Source organism: Gilliamella sp. W8136 (genome assembly GCF_016101285.1).
Lineage (GTDB): Bacteria > Pseudomonadota > Gammaproteobacteria > Enterobacterales > Orbaceae > Gilliamella > Gilliamella apicola_N.
Genome location: NZ_JACFQU010000021.1, coordinates 1 through 22,631 on the forward strand (window position 1 = coordinate 1; position 22,631 = coordinate 22,631).

Annotated in this window: 20 protein-coding genes, 2 tRNA genes and 1 pseudogene; 6 read left to right on the forward strand and 17 right to left on the reverse strand. The window is 32.2% G+C overall.

Going from position 1 to position 22,631, the window contains the following annotated elements; translation table 11 throughout:
- Positions 1–90 precede the first annotated feature (90 nt).
- From H3T96_RS13170 to H3T96_RS13245, 16 genes and pseudogenes are all read right to left on the reverse strand, one after another.
- Positions 91–279: an Arm DNA-binding domain-containing protein gene (locus tag H3T96_RS13170; RefSeq protein ID WP_144093287.1), complete on the reverse strand. Its 189-nt coding sequence runs from the start codon at positions 277–279 to the stop codon at positions 91–93.
- A 214-nt stretch (positions 280–493) separates the two neighbouring features.
- Positions 494–569: transfer RNA gene (locus H3T96_RS13175), tRNA-Gly, on the reverse strand.
- A 17-nt stretch (positions 570–586) separates the two neighbouring features.
- Positions 587–674, reverse strand: a tRNA-Leu gene (locus H3T96_RS13180).
- 222 nt (positions 675–896) lie between these two features.
- Positions 897–1,451, reverse strand: coding sequence for a CDP-diacylglycerol--glycerol-3-phosphate 3-phosphatidyltransferase (gene pgsA, locus H3T96_RS13185; RefSeq protein ID WP_039126723.1), 555 nt, complete (start codon positions 1,449–1,451; stop codon positions 897–899).
- Between the two features lie 109 nt (positions 1,452–1,560).
- Complete coding sequence (uvrC, locus tag H3T96_RS13190; RefSeq protein WP_144093289.1) at positions 1,561–3,396, reverse strand: excinuclease ABC subunit UvrC; 1,836 nt, start codon at positions 3,394–3,396, stop codon at positions 1,561–1,563.
- A gap of 1 nt (position 3,397) precedes the next feature.
- Positions 3,398–4,075, reverse strand: a complete 678-nt coding sequence (gene artM / locus H3T96_RS13195; RefSeq protein WP_144093291.1) for an arginine ABC transporter permease ArtM — start codon at positions 4,073–4,075, stop codon at positions 3,398–3,400.
- Positions 4,076–4,084: 9 nt separating this feature from the next.
- Positions 4,085–4,816, reverse strand: coding sequence for an arginine ABC transporter permease ArtQ (gene artQ / locus H3T96_RS13200; RefSeq protein ID WP_025315558.1), 732 nt, complete (start codon positions 4,814–4,816; stop codon positions 4,085–4,087).
- A 133-nt stretch (positions 4,817–4,949) separates the two neighbouring features.
- A complete protein-coding gene (locus tag H3T96_RS13205; RefSeq protein WP_039126734.1) occupies positions 4,950–5,684 on the reverse strand; it encodes a transporter substrate-binding domain-containing protein in 735 nt (244 codons plus the stop codon).
- 21 nt (positions 5,685–5,705) lie between these two features.
- A complete protein-coding gene (artP, locus tag H3T96_RS13210) occupies positions 5,706–6,434 on the reverse strand; it encodes an arginine ABC transporter ATP-binding protein ArtP (protein WP_065737096.1) in 729 nt (242 codons plus the stop codon).
- Positions 6,435–6,589: 155 nt separating this feature from the next.
- Positions 6,590–7,219: pseudogene (locus tag H3T96_RS13215) on the reverse strand (ElyC/SanA/YdcF family protein); the annotation flags it as partial.
- 1 nt (position 7,220) lies between these two features.
- Positions 7,221–7,910 (reverse strand): CidB/LrgB family autolysis modulator, encoded by a 690-nt coding sequence (locus H3T96_RS13220; RefSeq protein ID WP_039126739.1) that lies wholly within the window; start codon positions 7,908–7,910, stop codon positions 7,221–7,223.
- Positions 7,907–8,362, reverse strand: a complete 456-nt coding sequence (locus tag H3T96_RS13225) for a CidA/LrgA family protein (protein ID WP_144093293.1) — start codon at positions 8,360–8,362, stop codon at positions 7,907–7,909. Before H3T96_RS13225 ends, H3T96_RS13220 begins: the two co-directional genes overlap by 4 nt.
- A gap of 103 nt (positions 8,363–8,465) precedes the next feature.
- The gene (gene sbcB, locus H3T96_RS13230) at positions 8,466–9,899 is read right to left on the reverse strand and encodes an exodeoxyribonuclease I (RefSeq protein ID WP_144093295.1); all 1,434 of its coding nucleotides are present in this window, start codon (positions 9,897–9,899) and stop codon (positions 8,466–8,468) included.
- A gap of 839 nt (positions 9,900–10,738) precedes the next feature.
- On the reverse strand, positions 10,739–11,800 hold the full coding sequence (locus H3T96_RS13235; RefSeq protein WP_232356467.1) for an alpha/beta fold hydrolase: 1,062 nt from the start codon (positions 11,798–11,800) through the stop codon (positions 10,739–10,741).
- 330 nt (positions 11,801–12,130) lie between these two features.
- Positions 12,131–12,637 (reverse strand): SCP2 domain-containing protein, encoded by a 507-nt coding sequence (locus tag H3T96_RS13240; protein WP_039126747.1) that lies wholly within the window; start codon positions 12,635–12,637, stop codon positions 12,131–12,133.
- Positions 12,638–14,266, reverse strand: a complete 1,629-nt coding sequence (locus H3T96_RS13245) for a Na+/H+ antiporter (protein ID WP_039126751.1) — start codon at positions 14,264–14,266, stop codon at positions 12,638–12,640.
- A gap of 152 nt (positions 14,267–14,418) precedes the next feature.
- Between H3T96_RS13245 and recO the strand changes: the two genes are divergently transcribed.
- Complete coding sequence (gene recO, locus H3T96_RS13250; protein WP_039126754.1) at positions 14,419–15,111, forward strand: DNA repair protein RecO; 693 nt, start codon at positions 14,419–14,421, stop codon at positions 15,109–15,111.
- Between the two features lie 138 nt (positions 15,112–15,249).
- Here the strand turns inward: recO and H3T96_RS13255 are convergent, their stop codons facing one another.
- The gene (locus tag H3T96_RS13255; RefSeq protein WP_144093299.1) at positions 15,250–16,338 is read right to left on the reverse strand and encodes a GntR family transcriptional regulator; all 1,089 of its coding nucleotides are present in this window, start codon (positions 16,336–16,338) and stop codon (positions 15,250–15,252) included.
- 250 nt (positions 16,339–16,588) lie between these two features.
- On the opposite strand from H3T96_RS13255, the gene H3T96_RS13260 reads away from it, so the two are divergent.
- The 5 genes from H3T96_RS13260 to H3T96_RS13280 are packed head-to-tail and all read left to right on the forward strand — an operon-like array spanning position 16,589 to position 22,431.
- Positions 16,589–17,533, forward strand: a complete 945-nt coding sequence (locus tag H3T96_RS13260) for a sugar ABC transporter substrate-binding protein (protein WP_144093301.1) — start codon at positions 16,589–16,591, stop codon at positions 17,531–17,533.
- 52 nt (positions 17,534–17,585) lie between these two features.
- Positions 17,586–19,076, forward strand: coding sequence for a sugar ABC transporter ATP-binding protein (locus H3T96_RS13265; RefSeq protein ID WP_144093303.1), 1,491 nt, complete (start codon positions 17,586–17,588; stop codon positions 19,074–19,076).
- Between the two features lie 3 nt (positions 19,077–19,079).
- Positions 19,080–20,096 carry an ABC transporter permease gene (locus H3T96_RS13270; protein WP_144093305.1) on the forward strand — a complete coding sequence of 339 codons (1,017 nt, stop codon included), beginning with the start codon at positions 19,080–19,082 and terminating at the stop codon, positions 20,094–20,096.
- Positions 20,097–20,144: 48 nt separating this feature from the next.
- Positions 20,145–21,551, forward strand: a complete 1,407-nt coding sequence (locus H3T96_RS13275; protein ID WP_144093307.1) for a hypothetical protein — start codon at positions 20,145–20,147, stop codon at positions 21,549–21,551.
- Complete coding sequence (locus H3T96_RS13280; RefSeq protein WP_144093309.1) at positions 21,544–22,431, forward strand: carbohydrate kinase; 888 nt, start codon at positions 21,544–21,546, stop codon at positions 22,429–22,431. The genes H3T96_RS13275 and H3T96_RS13280 overlap by 8 nt, the downstream gene beginning before the upstream one ends.
- The last annotated feature ends 200 nt before the right edge of the window (positions 22,432–22,631 follow it).

Consider the following 22,631-nt stretch of genomic DNA (forward strand, 5'->3'; position numbering starts at 1 on the left):
ATTTTTTGACCATGATATTTGTCTCCTATGATTTTTGTTTATATCATAGAGGCGACTTTTGTCCACTTTTTTGGCGAGGATCACTTTTGCCTATGCAAGGCCAACTTCTGAATACACCTCCAACGAAATACGTTGCCATTTACCTTGTAACGTAAAACGAAAATGACACGTTTTACCGCCCGAAGGCGACACAAACAACGCCAAACCCTCATTATCATTCAGAGTATAAGCTTTCGATTTAGGTTTATCATGTTTCATTAAGGCATCAGATAAAGCCATGGACAATCTCCCCAAACAACAAAACAGAAAAAAGGAGATTTTAATTATAAGGAGATAGAACTAAAAAACAGTAAAAAATGCAATGTACCATTTACGAGTGAATTATAATACAACTCAGTACTCTTTAATGGAGTACAAAACAAAGCTTACTGACTGATTTTAAAATAGAAAAAGCCAATAAATATTTGATTATAAAAGACTATAAATTGTGAATTGGAGCGGGAAACGAGGTTCGAACTCGCGACCTCAACCTTGGCAAGGTTGCGCTCTACCAACTGAGCTATTCCCGCAAAAGAAGTGTTTTAAATGGTGCCCGGGGCGAGACTTGAACTCGCACGGCCAAAAAGGCCGAGGGATTTTAAATCCCTTGTGTCTACCGATTTCACCACCCGGGCTCAAAACTAATTATCAAAAAGTAATTCGCTTTGGATGCTGTGCATTTTACCTATCTTAGTTTTTCAGTCAATAGAAATTTTAAATAAATCGATTGATTGCTTAATGTTTAACTTGATAATGGCTTAAAGATATTCTTTTGCTGATTTAAAGTAGATTTGTGTAATTTTATTGAGTCAAAGTTAAACAATAAAATTACACTTTTAAAATTAGAAGAAGAGGTATTATTCTTCCTCTAAAAGATCAGTATGTGCTATCCATAAATACTGGATCATGGAAAATATGGTTAAAATTGTAGCAAGTAATAAAGTGACTAAGCCTGCATAAATAACAATGTCACAAGGACGCCAAAGTAACCAAGTTAATGCAGTCATTTGGGCAATGGTTTTGATTTTGCCAATGGACGACACGGCAACATTACTACGTTTGCCAATTTCAGCCATCCATTCACGTAAAGCGGAGATTATAATTTCACGTGAGACAATTATTATTGCTGGAACAGAGATCCACCATGCTTGGTAATATTGAGTAATTAATACTAGTGCAATTGTTACCATAATTTTATCAGCAACGGGATCCAAAAAAGCACCAAACTTGGTAGTTTGTCCTAAACGTCGAGCAAGATAGCCATCAAAAATATCCGTTATTGCTGCGATTAAAAAAATTAACGCTGAAAAAAAACCAGACCATTCGTGGGGTAGAAGATAAAATGCTAACACCAAAAAAGGAATTAGAATAACTCGAAATAGGGTTAAAAATGTTGGTAGGTTGATTTTCATGTAAAATAAGCTCTTTTTTTTATCTTATTAATCAAAGTATTAGTGATAATAAAAAAATAGTGTTCTTTTAACACTTATGTTGCCTGAAATGTGTTATTTTTTCAATGCGTTATTGTTGTAAATTTAGATAAATTTTTTCAGCTAACGGTTTAGAAATACCTTGTACTTGGGCTATTTCATCAATACTGGCATTTTTTAACTCTCTTAATCCACCAAAATGATTTAAAAGTGCTTTTCGTCTTTTTGCGCCCACGCCATCAATATGTTCTAATGCACTATCCGTAAGTTGTTTTGTCCCTTTTTTACGTTGCCCTACAATAGCATGATCATGAGACGCATTACGTATTTGTTGAATAAGCAATAGAGCAGGGGAGCGATCATCAAGATAATGACCTGTCCCATGTGCTTCAAAAAATAATGTTTCTAGACCTTCTTTTCTTTCTGCACCTTTTGCCACACCGATTAAAATTGGATGATTTTTATTCCAATTTACATCTAATTGTTCAAATACTTGTAATGCTTGGTTAAGTTGCCCTTTACCACCATCAATGAAGATAATATCAGGAACTTTTTCATCAGGTAGATCTTTTTTATTGTAACGACGTCTTAATACTTGATCCATCGCAGCATAATCATCACCTGGAGTTATGTCCGTTATATTATAGCGACGAAATTCAGATTTGACAGGACCATTTTCATCAAATACCACACAAGACGCTATTGTATTTTTACCCATAAAATGACTGATATCAAAGCATTCCATACGATTGATTTTATCAATCCCTAAAAATGCCTTAAGCGCATCATAGCGTTGTTTTATGGTTGAATTTTCTAATAACTTATTTTTGACTGCTGTTTGTGCATTAACAGTAGCAATATTAAGTAATTTTAGATTATCGCCTTTAGGTTCATCAACTAATTTAACTTGATGTTCTGCAATGATAGATAAAGTTTCTTCCATTGCTTGTTTATCTGATAATGAAAAATTTAATAAAATCTTTTGAGGAATATTTCTATTTTGATTACCTTGCAGATAAAATTGACCTAAAAAGGTTTCAATAACTTCTTCGAGCTCAGTGTTTGATGGCACTTTAGGAAAGTAGGAGCGGTGACCAAAAGTTTGCCCATTGCGGATAAACAAAACATAAATACAAGCTAAGCCCGACTCATAATGGAATCCAATGACATCAAGATTATCATTATTATTATATATAGCTTGTTTTTCATTAATATGTTTTATGGCTTGTAACTGATCACGTAATGCTGCGGCTTTTTCAAAGTTAAGCTCGCTACTTGCTTTATGCATATCTTCAGTTATTTTTTGGATAATCTGTTCTGATCGTCCAGATAAAAATAATCTAACATAATTAACTTGCTCATTATAATCTTCATCGCTAACTAATCCAGGTACGCATGGACCTAAACAACGTTTAATTTGGTATTGCAAACATGGACGAGTACGATTGCGATAAGTACTATCCAAACATTGTCTAATCGGAAAGGTTTTTTGTAGTAGGGCTAAAATCTGTTTAACTGCATATCCACTTGGATAAGGACCAAAAAACTCATCTTTTTTTCGATTAATTGCGCCACGATAAAGTGATAATTGTGGATGACGTTCTTTACTAAGCTTTATAAATGGATAGCTCTTATCATCTTTTAATAATACATTATAACGAGGCTGATATTTTTTGATGTAAGTCTGTTCAAGTAGTAAAGCTTCGGTTTCGGTATTGGTAATCGTAAATTCAATATGATGAATATGGCTGACTAGCCTATCTGTTTTAAGTGTTTTTTTACTACTGTTAAAATAGCTTTTTAATCGGTTATTGAGATCTTTGGCTTTTCCCACATAAATAATGGTCTGTTTATCATTGAACATTTGATAAATACCTGGTTTATGTGGGACTGTTTTTAAAAATGATGCTGAATCGAATTGGCTCATATTAGTTTTCAAAAGTGAGGGCTTTTTTCTCTATTAACCTCATAATGGTGCTTAAAAGCCCATTTATCAAGAGGTAGACTAGCCCAGCAACCACAAAAATTGAAAAATCGTAATAATCTCCATTTAATTGATTACTATATCCCATAATATCCATAACAGGAATCATTGAAGCTAAAGCGGTACCTTTTACTACAAACACCACTTCATTAGAATAAGTCGAAAGTGCTCGTTTTATTGCATATGGCATGACAATTTTTAATGTTTGTCTTTTATTCATACCTAAAGCCTCACACGCTTGCCATTGACCTTGTGGTACGGATTTTAAAGCGCCATAAAATATTTGCGTAGTATAGGCTGCACTATTAAGTGTTAATGCAAGATAAGCACAGAACCAAGGTGAAGAGATAATCTCATAAAATGTCGGTACTTTATTTAAAACATCGCCAAATTGTGATGGCCCATAGTAGATTAAAAATAGCTGAACTAATAGCGGTGAACCGGTAAATATAATAATATAAGTGCGTATAATTTTAGTTATCAAACAAGAATTTAGCGATAATAAGCAAGATAAAACAACAGCCAATAGGCCTGCTGAAATAATGCCTAAAATGCCTAAACTTAAGGTATCAGGAAGTCCTTGTAAAATGACTTTAAGATAGTAAATAAAATTATCAAACATAACGTGACCTTACAAACTATTGGCTGATTTTGGTTGTTCAAAATAGGTTGAACGCTTTTCGATTCGTGTAATCACCTTTTGACTTAAAATAGAGATAATTAAATAAATAAGCATCGCAATGAAATACCATAGAAAAGGTTGATTAGTTCGAGCAATTATGGTTTTTGTTTGCATCATCAAATCATCAATAGCGATTGCCGAAACTAACGCGGTATCTTTTAATAGTATTAGCCATTGATTACTCAATCCAGGTAAGGCATGACGCCACATTTGTGGCATGATAATTCGAAAAAACGTTCGTGATTTGCTTAATCCAAGTACTTGTGCAGCTTGCTTTTGACCGTTTGAAATTGCTTTAAAAGCACCACGTAATGTTTGAGATGCATAAACCGCATAAAGTAATGAAAGGGCAGTTACACCACATAAAAATGGATCGGGTTTTGTGTTTGCTATGTCGATTTGCAATGTAAATGAGGTAAATCCAAGCGAAATTGCTATTCCATCATCTAATGACATCAATAACAAAGGTAGTCCAGTATAAATTGCTACCACAATTAATAATTCGGGTAGGGCGCGGATAGTCAAATTAAATAAGGACATTAACCATGCAACGGGTTTGAAAGGTGCAGATTCTAACAGTGTAAAAATAAAAGCAAATATCATGCCTACAATTAATGATACAAAAGCTAATGATAATGTGATTGACGTTGCTTGCGCTAATGGCAAGATATATCCGTCCATCGAAGATAGAATCCAGTTTGTTCCGTTGGATAGAAAGTCTGACATAAAAAAACCGTATTTAAATTAAAAAAATAAACTCGCCGCAATGTATGCGGCGAGATCATAAATCAAGTTAGGAATTAAATTTTAACGACTAGTTATTAAACCATTTTTTATAAATAGCGTCTAATTCTCCATTTGCTTTTAGCTTATCGATTGCTTGGTTAAATTTTTCACGAAGCTCATCATTACCTTTACGTAAAGCAATACCTAGACCTTCACCAAAAAATTCATGATCAGTGATTTTATCACCTAATGGTACGATTTCGGCATCTTTACCTAACCAGTCACCAGCTACGAATGAACTCGAAACAATAGCATCAATACGTTTAGCTTTTAAATCAAGAAATGCAAATTGATAGCTATCGTAACTAACCGGTTTCACATCCGGGAATTTTTCATTCAAATATTTTAAATAAGTCGTACCTTTTTGAATACCGACACGTTTTCCTTTAAGTTGATCTAAACTTGTTAGGGAGTCTTTTAATGTGATGAATTGAATTGAACTATCATCATAATAAATTTTTGTAAAATCAACTTGTTTTTGTCTTTCAGCTGTTACATCTATACCTGCAATTGCAGCATCAATTCGACGAGTTTTTAAGCTGGGAATTAAACCATCAAATGATTGATTAACAATTTTGCAAGAAACTTTCATTTCGTCACAAATTTTATTAATCATATCAATATCAAAACCGACAATTTCATTTTTATCATTAGTAAATTCAAAAGGCGCATAAGTTGCTTCTGTACCGATGATAAGGTTTTCTGCTGCTTGCGCAATAAATGCTGTTCCCGCTAATAAAACAGCTAATAATGTTTTCTTCATATTTTCACCCAATTATATTATTTAATGTGATAAATAAGCTTTAAATTCTTTGGTTTTAGGATGAGCAAAGCATTCTAATTGCCCTTGTTCAATAATTTTACCGTGTTCCATATAAATCACTTGCGAAGCAACTTTACGAGCAAAATCAACTTCATGTGTGACAATAATTTGTGTAATCCCTGTTTGTGATAATTCATTAATGATCTCTGCTATTTGCGATGTTATAGCTGGATCTAAAGCCGCTGTTGGCTCATCAAATAATAAAATTTGAGGTTCCATCATTAATGCTCTTGCTATAGCCACACGTTGTTGTTGTCCTCCTGAAAGGTGAAGAGGGTAACGGTGTGCCATATCGTCTATCCGCAAACGTTTTAAGATGGACATTGCTTTGTCACTGGCTTCTTTTTTAGACATTTTTAATACTTGACAAGGTGCTTCAATTAGATTTTCAAGTACAGTTAAATGTGGCCATAAATTATAATTTTGAAAAACCATACCAACATTTTTTCGAAGCAGTCGAATTGTTGATTCACTGATTTTTTTTGAAAAATCAAAATGTGAGTCAGCAATCGTCATTTCCCCAGACGTTGGAATTTCAAGTAAATTAAATACTTTTAATAAAGAGCTCTTTCCTGCACCACTTTGACCAAGTAAAACAATCGTTTCACCAAGTGGATAGCATAATGAAACATCATTTAATGCCTGATGAGAACCATAAAAGCAATTAATATGGTTTAGTTCAATATTCATTCTTCGTTTTCTTAAATTTAAATTGACTAAATATTACTTTTTTTTGCATAAAAATGCAATCTAATTTATTAGACAATAGCTTTCTGCCTATTTTTTTACTGAAACGTACCCATAACCTGAAACTTTTTTACAAAAAATCACTCATTATTAGATATGATTGGAATGACAGGACCAAGATATTTTGGTTCTTTAGTAAGGATATAAAGGTCAATAAAGGCACTAACACGCGCGAACATTTCACGGATACGCACTAATTTCATACTTTTAGGCGATGGCACAGCAAAGCATTGTGCTTGGATTCCTTGTGCAATAGCTATAAAAATTGCACGTTCGCAATGAAACTCTTGAGTGATAATTGTGAAATCATTCGCATCAAAAACTTTATTAGCGCGAACAATTGAATCTAACGTTCTGAAACCTGCGTAGTCAAGAACTATCGCTTTTCTAGGAATGCCAGCCTTGATTAAATCTTTTTGCATAGTGATTGGTTCATTATAGCTTAATAGAGCATTATCTCCGCTCAGTAAAAGATAATCGACTTTACCTCGCCAATAAAGATCGATTGCTCCATCAATACGGTTTCGATAAAAACCATTTAATCCGCCACCTCGAACATATTTGGATGTGCCAAGTACTACACCAACTGCACGATATGGAAGATTGTTCTCATCGTGATAGATATAAGGTGCTGTTTTATAGCTGATCCAATAGTCAAGAATAAGAATCGCCGATATTGTAATCAAGCACAAACCAATGAAACAAGCTATAAGCTTTTTTAAATTCATGCTAAAACCAATCAAAAATAAATACCATTATTGGAAATAAAAAAGGTGCTGTCAATGATGTCATAATACCACATAAAACAAGCGACAAGGAACTGTAAGCTCCTTCGTTATAATCAACCTCAATGCAACGGGCAGTTCCAACCGCATGTGAAACAGCTCCAATAGAAAGTCCTCTAGCCGAAGCCGATTTTATTTTAACAAGATTTAATATTTGATGCCCAAAAATTCCACCTAATGTGCCGACTAATATTACACATAATGCAGCTATAGAAGGCACACCACCTTGATCGGCAGCAATGGTTACCGCAATAGCGGTAGTAACTGATTTAGGTAAAACAGATGCTGCAATGGCATTATTGCCACCCAACCAAAAAGCTATGCAAACGCCAGTTATCATTGATGCAATCGAAGCAGTAAAGGTAATAAATATGATTGATTTCCAACGTGCTTTAATTTGAGGAATAAGTTCGTATAAAGGATAGGCAAGGGCTACAACCGAATAAGGCAATAAATCATTAATAATTTGTACATTTGCTACATATTGTGCATAACTGGTTTTAGTTATTAATAAAATTGGAATTAAAACAATAACCGATATGACTAATGGATTAAATAAAGGACTATTTAATTTAAATGAAATTTTACGAATAATGAGAAACACACAAAGTGTGAGTGGTAGCATCCATATCATGGCTGCTTCTCCTGATTTTTTGATAAAATTGTTCTTTTTTGGAGCATTGTTTTTTGGAAATTTTCGGTTAGATAAGCGGTAAAAATTAACACAATGAGCGATCCACCTACACTACTAAAGATAATAGGGATCCAATTTTCTAATAAAAGTGAATAGTTATCCATTATGCCCATAGCCGCAGGAATAAAAAGAACCGTCATATAACGCATGAATAGATTACAGCTATTTTTGATCCAACAAGTTGGGATAAGCTGGAAAGCAAGTAAGAAAAATAGAAGTAACAAACCAATAATACTGCCAGGAATCATTATCGGTATTATTTTTGAGATTATATTTCCCACCCATAAACAGAGAGTTAAAATAATCAATCCTCGACCATAGCTGAACAGCGTATAATATAAAGAATAGAGTCGATGTTTTATCGTTGCATGTTTGGCTAAAAAATGTTTCATAATACTATATTATTAAATATATTAAACTTTATGATGATTATTTATATCTGCGGCTTCAATGATATAAATAAATTTGATCCTATCATACGCCCGTCAAATTCAATTATCCAACTAAATAATGACAATAGTTATAAAGTTGTTTAATTATTGTTAATTTTTCAGGTTGTTGAATATACGTTTCAGCTAATAGTTCTAGATTCAATAAATAATCTTGTATTTTGGGTATATTAAGTTTATCTCGACAATGATTGAACCAAACAGCCTGCTCTCGTTCCGTTAATGCTTGAGGATAGTTTCGAGCTTTATATCTAAAAAATAGGGTAGCTAAACGAGGATCATCAAATGTTAAAGATAGGCTATCTAATAGTTGAGTGGGTGTTGTTCGAATCGTTTCACAGCGCAATTTATCTTGATTATTCAAAAAACCTTGGTAAATTTGAGCATCAACATCTGAATTAATTGGATAATTATTATCAATATTAAACAATTCTTGCATCTTATTTTGCAGCAAATTTTGATTTTCTTGTAGTTTTTGTAGTTTAATTAAACATTGCTCTATATCAAGCTCAAATCGTTTTGCATTTTCAGGTAACAAGGTTTTTAATGGAGCAACTATAGGGCATTTATTGGTATGAATTAATTTTAAAGGAATTCGCGATTCTCCTAACTCTAGATCTTCTGTTTTTGTATACAGTTTCTCTTTGATTTGTTCAACGGACAAATCAATAAGGAGGTCAATATCACCCGCTAAATCACATATAACAGCTGCATTATTTTGTATTGGATGCCAAATTATTGGAGCAACCACTGATAGATTACCTCGATGACTACCTAGCATGCCCGATACATGAACGATAGGTGTCATATTGACAACATCAATAAGTTCAGCAACTTTGTTTTTATTACGTAATAAGAAAAAATAATTAAATAATTTGGGTTGTTTTTCTTTTATTAGTTTAGCCATAGCAATAGTTGCATAAACATCGGACATAGCATCGTGAGCATGTTCATGCTTAATATTATTTGCTTGAGTCAGATGCTCCAAACGAAAACTAGGAAGACCATTATCATTGATGGGCCAATTGATACCATCTGGTCTTAATGCATAACAAGCTCTAACAACATCAAGAAGATCCCATCTAGAATTACCGTTCTGCCAACTATAGGAATAGGGATCATAAAAGTTACGATATAAAATATTACGAGTGACTTCATCATCAAATCGGATATTGTTATATCCTAAAATACATGTGTTAGGTTCACTAAAAGCTTGATAGATTTGTTTAGTAAATTCAGCTTCACAAATGCCGTTTTGGTTGGCTTTCTGAGGAGTAATGCCAGTAATAAGTACAGCCTCAGGATTTGGTAAATAATCTTGAGCAATTTGACAATAAATAACTAAAGGATCTTCAATGATGTTAAAATCACCGTCAGTTCGAACGCCTGCAAACTGTGCTGGGCGATCTAAAGCTGGGTTTATACCAAAAGTTTCATAATCATGAAAGTAAAAAGTTGGCTGATTTAAGTCGTTTTTCATTATTCTTTTGGGCTCTTAATTATTATTTTATCTCTTGATTTTTAACTGTTTTATTGTTCATTTATTTATTTGCGATTATGAACATACAAAATATATAGCTATGCTTTTAATTGTGTACAAATGTAGAAAATTAAAATGATGCCTAACGATTCAAAACAAATAGTACTACTAAACTAAATCTTAACCTAGTTTTCCAGAAATTACTACGTGATGGTTTAAGTGTAAGGATATCATAAAAAGGGAGTATTGCCTTTTAATTTCGGTATAGATGAAATGCTTGATATTTAATTTTAATCCACGAATGATATTTATCATTAATTGTAATAACTAACGATGCAATATATTTAAAAATCATACAAATATCTGAGTTTAGTAAAGTTCTCAAAATGGTAACATCTGATTTTTAAACTTACTTTTTATATTGCGATAGACCTAGTTATGGTTGGGCTATTTCCATTTTTGTGATAGCAAAAAGCAATTATGATCTTTATGTCGAGTTTAAAGCCCAATACGTTATGATATCAAAAGGTCAACTTTATGATATTAGATATAATTAATAAGCAGGATATACATGTTGTTTGAGCAAATTTTATAATCTTAACATGAGATTTATTTTAACTTTTAAATGCACTACTAATTAACTAAATCTTTAAATCATGGTTTTCTAGTTCATATACATTAAATGATATAACTTTTATTTAAATTAGTCATTTGGCATTAATCAAATAAAGATTTTTTGTGACGTTGTAACTTTAAATTAAAAGTATAATACTGTTATAAATAATATTATCTATAATAGTGATCAATTATAAATCATTCACTTTTATTTAAAAATTAGACTATTTGTTGTCCTCTATCTCTTTTAAAAACGAAGTTAAATGATGTTTCCATAAATTGGCGGTCATTGTGGTACTATGCCCACTGGTTTTGATACTTGCTGGTATTAATACATATTTAACATGAGGAATGTTTTTTATCGCTTTTTCCATCAAACCAGTAGTAGGTGGGTTTCTTTCATCATCTTCTGAATTTATTGCTAAAATATGAGCTTTTATTTTAATCAAGTCTTTAGTTGGATCAAAGTTTCTTGCGGCATCCCATTGAAATAAAAAATCATTAGTATCCATTGTAATGCGCTCTTTTAATGTGCTAGCTAATAATTCTTCTGTTTTTGCAGTACTATACGCTTTGTTTTGCCAAGCAATATCACCTCCATTGGTTGCTATATTATAATAATTATAAACGGTTTGGAATTTTTCTGGTTGTTTGTCATAGAATCCATTTTTCCAATCAGGATCGTCTTTAATAGCATTAATAACCATTTTTCTCATTATCCAATTTCGGCTTGACATAGGGGCAGGGGTCGCAGCCATTGGTACTGCAGCAGTCATAAAATCTGGATACATTGTAACCCAATTCCAAGTATTCATCCCTCCCATGGAATTACCTATAATTAACTCTAAATGATCGATGCCTAATCCATTTTTCACTAATTGGTATTGAGCATTAACCATATCGGTATAATCATAATGTGGAAAGTCACTTTTCATACCATCTGACGGTTTTGAAGATTGACCTGTACCAATAGCATCAGGAAGGATAATAAAGTATTTTTCTGCATCTAGTGGCATTCCTTTGTCAAACAAAGCATGGCCAAAACTACCATTTAACATTGACGCTCCATTACCAGTAGTTCCGTGTAATACTAATATGGGCTTATTTTTCGGGTTGCCAAGAGTAATATAGTGTATTGATAGATTTGACATTGTACTCCCATCATTAAATTTGAAGTTATTAATAATGTAATTTGCTTCATTTTTATTATTAAAATCGAGACAATACCCTAAAGAAGGAATTATTAATAAAATGACAATGCATAGTTTTTTCTTAAAGTTGACCATGACTTTTTTACCTATATTCACTATTTATCCCTCTAATTTAGCTTTACTAGGTTAAAATCGAAAATAAATACTTTGTTTATTGTGATTTATATCTCAATATTTCATTAAAATTAACATTAAGAATTAATTATCAAATTTTCTAAAAAAATTATTATCCAAAAGATCATTCTAATAATGAAATAGATAACAATATGTAAGTGATTATCAGGATGTGAATAAACAAATAGTAATATCTAATTTAAAAACGAATATTTAATTTAAGTAAAAATAAAAAAAGGGAATGAATTAATATCATTCCCTTATTATTTAATTATGAATAATAGACAATTTTTACTCTTTTGGGGCACTCTCAATTAAATCAGCCAACTTTTCAAGAGTTATTCTGAGAGGTTTAGGCATAGTTTCTAATTCAATTGAATCCATTAAGTTTTTAACATATAGACCGAGCTCAGTATCTCCTTCAACAATTAATCGTCGTTGAAAAAAGAGTGTATCAGGGTCTTGTCTTCTAGTTGCAATCATTATCAGATCATTAGCATTGCCAATGAAACTTACATCAGCAATTTCTTCACGACTGACAACTAATTTATTTTCTATTAGGCTAACAAACCATATTAATTGTAGATCTGTAACTTCAATTTTAAGCCAGCGATTTTCTAAAAAATCAAGATCACCATCTTCAAGTGAATGTTTAAATTGTAATTGTAACAATTGTTCAATAACTTGTTTTTTTAAATTAAAAGGAATACAGCGTAAAGTAATTCCCAATACTTGAGGCGCTTTATCAACAAATGTTGAATGTATTTTTCCTAATAAATTATGCTGGCTTTCTATCATTTACACATCTCCAGAGATCATTTTCTCATAAATATCTAAATCAGTGTTTAGATGTTCAAAAGTCTCTTCACTTACTTCATTACGAATTTTCATTTGTAATAGTGCGGTACGTTCTGCACCAATTGCAACTAAACGCATACGTCTTTCTAGGTTCTCAGCTTCAAGTGCTTTTTGTTCTAAATCTTTGAGACCTGTCCTACGTCTTAATGAACCGATAACACGCGAGCCAACTTCGTGAATTATTTCTTGATCCAAACCTGCTTCAGAAGTTTCTTGTAGTAAGTTGTTCTGCATTTTTTCTAGGCTAATAATAGCTTCTTCTGCCATTTGGCCTTTCACTGTTAAAATTTCATTGTCTTGTTTTGAATTATCTAAAATTACACTACCTCGTAATAAAATAGGTAATATAACTACTGCAACAATCAATGAAATTAAGATAATTCCTGTAGCAATAAAGACAAGTTGATACCGACCTGCAATAGTCATTGGAATAGATAATACACCCGCTAATGTTATTGCTCCACGGACACCTGCAAAAGTTGAAATTAATAAATCACGATTTGTATATGCCCTAAATGCTAGAGGTCGTTTTGTTCCAAAAGGCATGGTTGGCATGTGTTTCATAGCCCATAGCCAAGCAAATCTTGTTCCCATTAATACGATAAAAACAAATAAAACAATCAAGCATAATTGCCATAGCTCAATTGATGCATCTGTTTGATTTTCAGCGAAAGTATTATTTAAAATACTAGGTAACTGAATACCCAAAAGAACAAAAACAAATCCGTTGAAGACAAAAGTTAACATTGACCATGCACTATCTGATTGTAAACGTGTTGTCAAAGGTGCATTACGCATCATACCTGAATGATTGACGGTCATACCTGCACTTACAGCCGCTAAAATACCAGAACAATGGCATTCTTCAGCAATAATATAAGCGGCAAATGGAAGTAAGAATAATAATACGATTTGAATTGCTGGGTCATTATTAGTAAGTTGGTTTATTTTACGTAAAACCTTAGCATATAACCAAGTAAATAAAACCCCAACAGCTAAACCACCGACAGCAACGACAAAGAAAGATATACTAATTTGCAACAAATCAAATTCAAGCAGTCCTGTCGCAATTGCGATTGCAAACTTTAACGAAACTAGACCAGAAGCATCATTCATCAATGCTTCACCTTCAATAATTTCCATCTTTTCTTTTTCTATACGACCTTTACCAACGATTCCACTCAAGGCAACGGCATCGGTAGGTGATAAAACGGCTGCAAGAGCTAAAGCTGCTGCCAATTGGACATTTGGTAACATCCAGTGAAGAATGTAACCTAAAGCGATAATTGAAATAACCACCAATACAAGCGCTAATCCAACAATTTCTCTGAAATTATATACGAAGTCTTTTACTGATGTTTTTCGTCCATCAGCAAATAGTAAAGGTGGAATAAATAAAACAAGAAATAATTCTGGATCGAATTTTACATAAACACCAAATGCAGCCAGAATGCAACCTAATAATATTTGCATTAACGGTAATGGTATTTGAATTGGTAACATTTTAACAACGACACCAGAAAGTGATACAATTAATACGAGAAGTAAAATTATTGAAAAAAGTTCCATAGCTTGTCTTTTATTTATCCTATAATCCTATTGTATTATTTGATTATATCGGATTTTTAACTTAATTTCAGGTTAAATTTCAAAAAATTACTTAAATTTTGTTCACACACTATTATTAAACAAAAAAACAACAATCTAATTAAAGGTTTTGCATGGAAAATTGGCAAAGAGCATTTGTTTTGCACACACGTACTCAAACTGAAAGCAGCTTATTAGTTGATCTATTCATTGAAAATGGTGGCAAAATAACCGTTTTAGCTAAGGGAGCTCGACGAAAAAATTCTTCTTTGAAAGGGCTATTGCAACCTTTTACCCCCTTAATAGTACAATATTCTGGTAAAAGCAATATAAAAATATTACGTCAAGTTGAAGCAATGTCACTCACTTTACCATTAGTTTCGGTTTCACTATATAGTGCTTTTTATTTAAATGAGTTATTACATCGGGTATTAATTGCAGATACTGAGATGCCAACACTTTTTGATGATTATTTAAAAAGTTTACAACAACTGGCACAACAAGCTCCGGCTGAGAATGTTCTGCGTACTTTTGAACTGTCATTATTAGAAAATATGGGGTATTACGTTGATTTTTTTCATTGTAGCGCGACAGGTGATGATATTGTTGAATCAATGTATTATCAATATCAATCTGAAAAGGGATTTATCAGTAGTTTATTAAGAAATAGTACCAGTTTCACAGGTGAACAAGTATTGGCTTTGGGAAATCGTGATTTTAGCACTCCTGATACACTAAAAGCAGCTAAACGCTTTACTCGAATGGCTTTAAAACCTTATGTTGGTTCAAAACCTTTTAAAAGTAGGGAATTATTTTTGAAAATTTAAAATTTAAACATTTTAATTAAATTTCTTATTAAACACAGGTTATTATCTCGCTCAATTTAGTGACAACGTCACATTTAACTAAATGTAATTATTATTATATTTCATTTGTATCTCTGTTTAATATTAGCAAAAACCAAATCAAGTCCCACTTGACGCTCGAATGACTAACTCTCCATTAACATAAATAGTTCGAATTGGTAATGTTGGGTTACAAACTCGTTGAATTAAAGTTTCAACCGCAGTTAGGGCAATACTAGCCAAAGGTTGCTTATATGTCGAAAGGGGTGTTGAAAGGTGACATGCATAATCGGCATCATCAAAGCTAATCGTAAATAATTTTTGTTTAGGATTGATTCTCTGATTTAACGAAATTAATTGCATTGCTGTAAAGTCGTTTCCACAAACAACGTGTTTAATATTTAATTTTGACAAATGATTTATGACTTTTTCATCTACTTGTGGAATCTGAATTATCCAATTATTGGTAATTCCTGCATCAAATAGCGCTTGTTTATAACCAATAATTCTCAATGCTATTGTATTAGCTGAATCACTCTTTGAAACGAAAGCAATCCGTTTATTATTTTGTTTGAGAAAATGTTGAGTTACAATATAACCAGCCGCAATATTATCAATACTGACTAAATCAGCCATGCCTCGAGTAGGAAATAAACAATAATCACGTTCTAACAATATGCAAGGAATTTTATATTGATTTAAGCAATCCATTATTTTGTGGTTAATAATGTTGGCATATGGGTGAAATTCTAAAGGTGTAAAAAAGATACCGTTGATGTTATTTTTTGTATAATTAATAATAACTTTTTCTACATCATCCAAGATAGATTGTATATCCTGACTTTTAGTTAGCATACCAGCCCATAATAATGAAAATTGATAATGATTTGCTAAACTAGCTATTTCAGAATATAAACTATCAAGAATCATTCTGCTTTCGTCTTGCTCAAGTCGTGGAGCTAAAATGCCAAAAATATATTTTGTCACTTGTTCATTTTTAGGTTGTCTGACATAAAACTTTCCTCCTTGTTTACCCTCAATATAACCTTCATTTTTTAGTTTCGAAAATACTTTACTTATTGTTGGTCGAGAGGTTTTATATGCCTGACTTAAATCGGATGAAGAGGGTAAAGCACTATTGGAATCTAAAACTCCACTTTTGATTTGTAATAATATTTCTTTATATATCTGGTCACTTTTATTTACCATGGTTTTACCTGCTAAAATTTCAATAATGTATGCAGTATGACATATCCGTTAAACTTGATAAATTAAATTTTACAAGTTTATAAAAAAAGTGACCTTGATATCATAAATCATAAAAAATATAGATTAATATTGTTTAGATTACCTCAGATAATTAGACTAAATTTGCTCAAAATACTTAATCATAATTTTGATGTTTTAATTTAATTATTAAATTATTTCTATAAAACAATTGACTACCTGAGGTGGCTTTATGAAAAAACTCATAACAATATGCTTAACAATTACAGCTATATTTTTTACAAGTTGTTTTCAACTTGTAAATGCTGATGATAAGAAACCTATCAAGTTTGCTTTTATCACTTCAACATTAAACAATTCATTTTTTACCGCCATCTCAGATACATTTTCTGAAATAGCTAAACAGAATGGGGATCAATATATTCTTATTGATCCTCAATATGACCAAGCTAAGCAAATATCTATGATGGAAGATGCGATTAATCAAAATGTAGACATCATTTATTTAATTGCTGTCGATTCTGAAGGTATTAGGCAAGGTTTGCTTGCAGCTAAACAAAAACAAATTCCTGTTGTAGTTATTGATAATCCAATTAGTGATGATGATTTAATTGTAAGTACTGTCGCATCAGATAATTTTCTAGCAGGTAAAATCAATGGTGAACAAATGGCTAAAGATTTTCCTAATGGTGCAAAAATAGCAGTCATTGATTGCCCATTCAATCGAGCCAGCGTGTTAAGAGCAGATGGTTTTTATGCTGGGTTAGGTGAAAATAAAAGTAAATTTAATGTGGTATCTCAACAAAACGGAAAATGTGCTTTAGAAGTGACTATGCCAATTGCTGAAGATATTATTCAAGCTCATCCAGATCTACAGGCTTTTTTTGCTGTAAATGATCCTTCTGCTTTAGGTGTGGTGGTTGCATTAAAAGCTTCAAATAAACTAAAAAATATCAAAATTTATACAGTTGATGGTTCACCTGATGGCAAAAAGGCTTTTAGTGATGGTGATTTAACTTTAACTGTAGCCCAAGCACCAATTCAATTAGCTAAAGAAACCTATAAAGTCGGTAAAAAAGTTTTAGCAGGAGAACCTGTTTCTAAAGAAATCTTAGTACCAACTTTTCCTATTACCAAAGAAATGATTGAAAAAAATGGCGTAAAAGTCTGGCAGTAATAATCGACTTAAATCCTGTTATAGCTTTTACAATCAATAAGGTGATAAATCTATGGAACAAGTTGTCTTACAACTATCTCATATAGAAAAGAAATTTGCTGGGGTTCATGCTTTAAAAGACATGCATTTTAACTTAAAACAATGTGAAGTACATGGATTATTAGGTGAGAATGGTGCTGGCAAATCAACATTAATTAAAATTATCGGCGGCATCTATAAACCGGATGCCGGTGAAATTAGAATTAATGATAAAACTGAGATAATCGATGGTATTAAAGATGCACAATCACGAGGAATTAATGTTATTCACCAAGAAATTGTCTTAGTTCCTTATATTAGTGTGTATGAAAATATCTTTTTAGGGCGTGAACCAAGAACTAGATTAGGTTTTAAAGATCATCGACAAATGATCGCCAAAGCTAAAACTATGATAGAAAATATGGGATTAACTATTGATGTTCTACGCCCAGTAAATGAGTTAACCATAGCTCAACAGCAACTCATCGAAATCGTTAAAGCGATTTCATTCAATGTACGCATTCTAATCATGGATGAGCCGACCTCTTCTTTAACTGATAAAGAAGTAGAACAACTTTTTTTAATGATAAAAAAACTAACGGAACATAACGTTAGCATCATATATATTTCACATCGTATGGATGAGTTATTTACCATCACTGACAGAATTACTGTTATACGTGATGGAAGTTATGTAGATACAGTTAATACAAAAGAAACAAATATTGATCAATTGGTCAAAATGATGGTGGGTCGTAATTTAAGTAATTATTATCAACGTCATTATCAGCCAGAGGGTGAATGCTTATTAGAAGTTAAGAATCTTTCAAAGAAAGGCGTTTTTAATAATGTCAATTTCAAATTGAAGAAAGGAGAAATTTTAGGTTTTTCTGGTCTGATGGGAGCAGGAAGAAGTGAAATCATGCAGGTTATTTTTGGCGCAGATCAATATGATAGTGGCGAAATTTATTTTGATAATAAGTTAGTCCAGATCAAATCTCCTCAAGATGCGATTGATATCGGTATTGCATTAATACCTGAAGATAGGAAAAAACAGGGGCTGATATTAAGTAATAGTATCGCATTTAATCTTACACTAACCGTATTGAAACAATTTATGCACGGTTGCTTAGTTGATCAACAGAAACAGAAAGAAATCATTCAATTCTATATCAATAAACTAAATATCAAAACTCCAAATGCCGACAAAATTGTTGGTCAATTAAGTGGTGGAAATCAGCAAAAAGTTGTTATAGCTAAATGGTTAGCAATTAAACCTAAAGTTATTATTTTAGATGAACCAACTCGAGGAATTGATATTGGCGCTAAAGCTGAAATCTATCAAATTATTGATGAGCTTTGTGCAAATGGCATCGCTATTATTATGATTTCATCAGAATTACCCGAAATTATTAATATGTGTGACAGAGTTTGTGTGGTCGCTAATGGTCAAATCCAAGGAGAACTATTTCATCATGAACTTACACAGGAAAAGATTATGAAATTAGCAACAGGGAGAGCTTAAAAAATGATTAACCAATCTATTAAACAATCAAATGATAAAATCTATCATCCCTCGTCAATAACCAATAACATCATTATCAGAAGTTTCAAAAATTTTATTACTCATAATATAGGTATATTAATTGCTCTTTTATTGATTAGTACAATTTTAACTTTTGCAAGTCCAGTATTTCTTTCACAAGAAAATATGTTATCGGTGTTAAGACAAATATCTACCAATATGTGTTTAGCATTAGGAATGACGTTGATTATCATATTAGGTGGCATAGATTTATCTGTAGGTTCTATTGTTGCAATGGCTGGTACGCTTACTGTTGGATTTATATCAATAGGTGAAATGGGCATAATTACAGCAATTTTTCTAGGCTTGCTAATGGGTACTCTTTGTGGCCTATCAAACGGCGTAGCTATTGCTTATACAGGTATTCCACCATTTATTGTCACTTTAGCTATGATGATGATCGCTCGTGGTGTAGGTTTTATCTATAGTGGTGGCCAATCAATTCGTATTTTTGATGAAAGTTTTACTCGTATTGGTACGGGTTATTTGGGAATGATTCCATACCCGGTGATTTATATGTTGGTATTTATCATCATTATGTTAGTTCTTGTTAATCGAACTCGTTTAGGCACTTATATTTATGCTCTGGGTGGTAATCGTGAAGCAGCAAGACTATCAGGTATAGCAATTAAGCGTGTTGAAATCATTGTTTATACAATTGCTGGCTTCTTAGCAGCTTTCGCCGGAATCGTTCTTGCCGCAAGAATGTATTCAGGACAACCATCTGTGGCACAGGGATATGAAATGGATGCGATAGCTGCTTGTGTGTTAGGTGGTATATCAATGTCTGGTGGAATAGGTCGTATTAGTGGCACCATTTTAGGCGTTATTGTTATCGGCGTTATTAATAATGGTTTGAACTTATTGGGTGTAAATTCATTTTGGCAATTGGTTGCAAAAGGTGTGATTATCTTTTTAGCCGTTTATGTCGATATGTTGAAACGAAAAAGAGCAAAATAAATTGTTTAATAACATGAATAATAAAAATTTAATTAATAGGACAATAAAATGAAAAAATGTACTTTGATGTTGAATAATCCAGATGGTATAAATCGACAAAATGAACCTGTAATTACGCGCCTTTTTTTTAAAGAACAGCCAATTGATCCTACCCAAGTAAAACTTGTCGATGAGAAAGGGAATATTGTACCGCATCAATTATTTGATTTAGTTTATGATGGAGCAAATAAGTTGATCTCTGCTTGTTCAATAGCTTTCATAGTAACTAATTTAAATCAATTAGTTGAAAATTATACTTTGTATTTAGATTCGAAAGCGCAATCAAGTAATTTAGAGGGAATAAAGCAATTAGATCCCATTTTAAAAGATGGAATTAAAAGACTTGATACCGGGCATTATATTTTAGAATTATGTCGTGGGACTGCTGATGGTACATCATATGGAAAATGGGGTATTCGTTATTTTGCAGCTAAAGCTGAAAATCGTAACTTGATTAAAGATTGCTCAAATGCTATCGGTGGATTTTATGGACCATTTTTTACACCAGCAAATGGCTTAATTAATCCACCAGAACATACTATAGTTCAATGTAAAACTGAGGTTGAAGGTCCTATTTATTGTCGTTATCGATTTGATGGTCAAATACCGAATGGATTAGATCCTGCATTGCACAATAAATCATTCTCAATCGTTTGGGAATTTTTTTATAAATCACCTTGGTTTAAACGTACTTATTATGTGGATGATTTTGAAACCTCAGTGGATGGAATGCCAGTGATAAATAAGATCACCGTTGGTGATGAGTATGAAAGTGGACAAAATAATGTGGTGTTTTCACGTTTTGCTAGTTACGGTGGTACTTATTATAGGCAGGGAGATCTGTATGCCAACATACTAGCGGATGAAGTTAATCGAATTTTATCCCAACCACTTGATAAACTCCCTCCAAATGCGAAGCGCTATCGAGAGTCAATTGGTGATAATATCAATGCGGTATCTTGGGATTTCTTCTGGCGGCTATTTTGTGTTAAAGAAAGTATTTTAAGTGATGAAGAAATAAAAGCACATGTTAAAACCATTTTACGTAAAGCGCATCATGTTGTTCATAACAGTGAACGAAATAAAGAAGTATTATTCGCGAAAGAAGTTGATGTTAACAGTGTGCCTGAACAAACTATTTTTCCACTTGCTGCAAATAAAACGGCTGAAATTAATCCAGAATCAGGATATTCTATGGTTTGGTATACGAGTAATATTGTTGGACGTTATCAAATTGTTCAACGTAAAGATTCAGGTTGGGTGAATTGGGGAACCAATGGTGAAAATGAATACCCTGAATTACCAACAGGATCGACTATATATACAGCATATGGTCAATTTGATGATTGGCAAAAGCAAGCCGACAGTATGGAAAAAAACATTGATGTCAAACAAGGAATAATTGAAAATGAATGACATAAAAGTGGTCGCAATAGGCGAGTTTTTATGGGATTGTTTACCTAATGGGAAAAAAATTGGTGGGGCTGCCGCCAATTTTTGTTATCATGCTAAATCTGCGGGGGCAAACGCTATATTAGTTTCTGCCATTGGTGATGATGAAAATGGTAAAGATTTAAGTAATCTGATTGAAAAACTGCAAATTCCACAACATCTTCAAATATCAAAGAATTATCCAACAGGTACTGTATTAGTCAAATTAGATTCAGACGGAAAACCGACTTATGATATAGTTAATCCTGTTGCTTGGGATGATATTCAGCTAACAGAGCAGCTATTAGATCTTATCAAGCAAGATAATTTAGATGCAATTTATTTTGGTAGTTTAATTCAACGCAATCAACAGAATCATGACTTACTAAAAAAAATTATTACTCATTGTTCACCACGAACCAAAATTATTGTTGATATTAATTTGCGTCAAAATCATTATAACCATTCAACTCTACTTTTTTGTATTGAACATGCCAATATCTTAAAGTTAAATGATGAAGAACTACCAATTATTGCAGACTTATTAAAAATCAAATCTGATCCAAAAGAACTTTTCGATTATCTTAACCAACATCATCAACTAGAGTTATTAATTTATACTTGTGGTAGTGATGGCAGTCATCTATTTACCAAAAGTGAGCAAGATTATTGTCCAGCAGAAAAAATCACAGCGATTGATACTGTTGGTGCTGGTGATTCATTTATGGCAATTAGTAGTGTGTTATATTTGAAAGGTAAAGCATTACAGGATATTAATATTAAAGCAAATCGTATCGCTTCTTACGTCTGTACCCAAAATGGTTCAATGCCAGTTATACCTGAAATATATTTAGCTGAATTATAATTTTTTTTAAACCTAGCTGATTAGTTAAAAAACTAAAGCTAGGTTATTTAACTTATAATATTATAGTGTTACATAATTCTTATCTAATATTCATAAATACCATTAATAAATTGATTTTGAGCTTTTTAAGTTCATGAAATCATCATAGATGATTAATTCGATAAAAATCTAATTTTAAATCAAGTTTAATCCTATTTAAA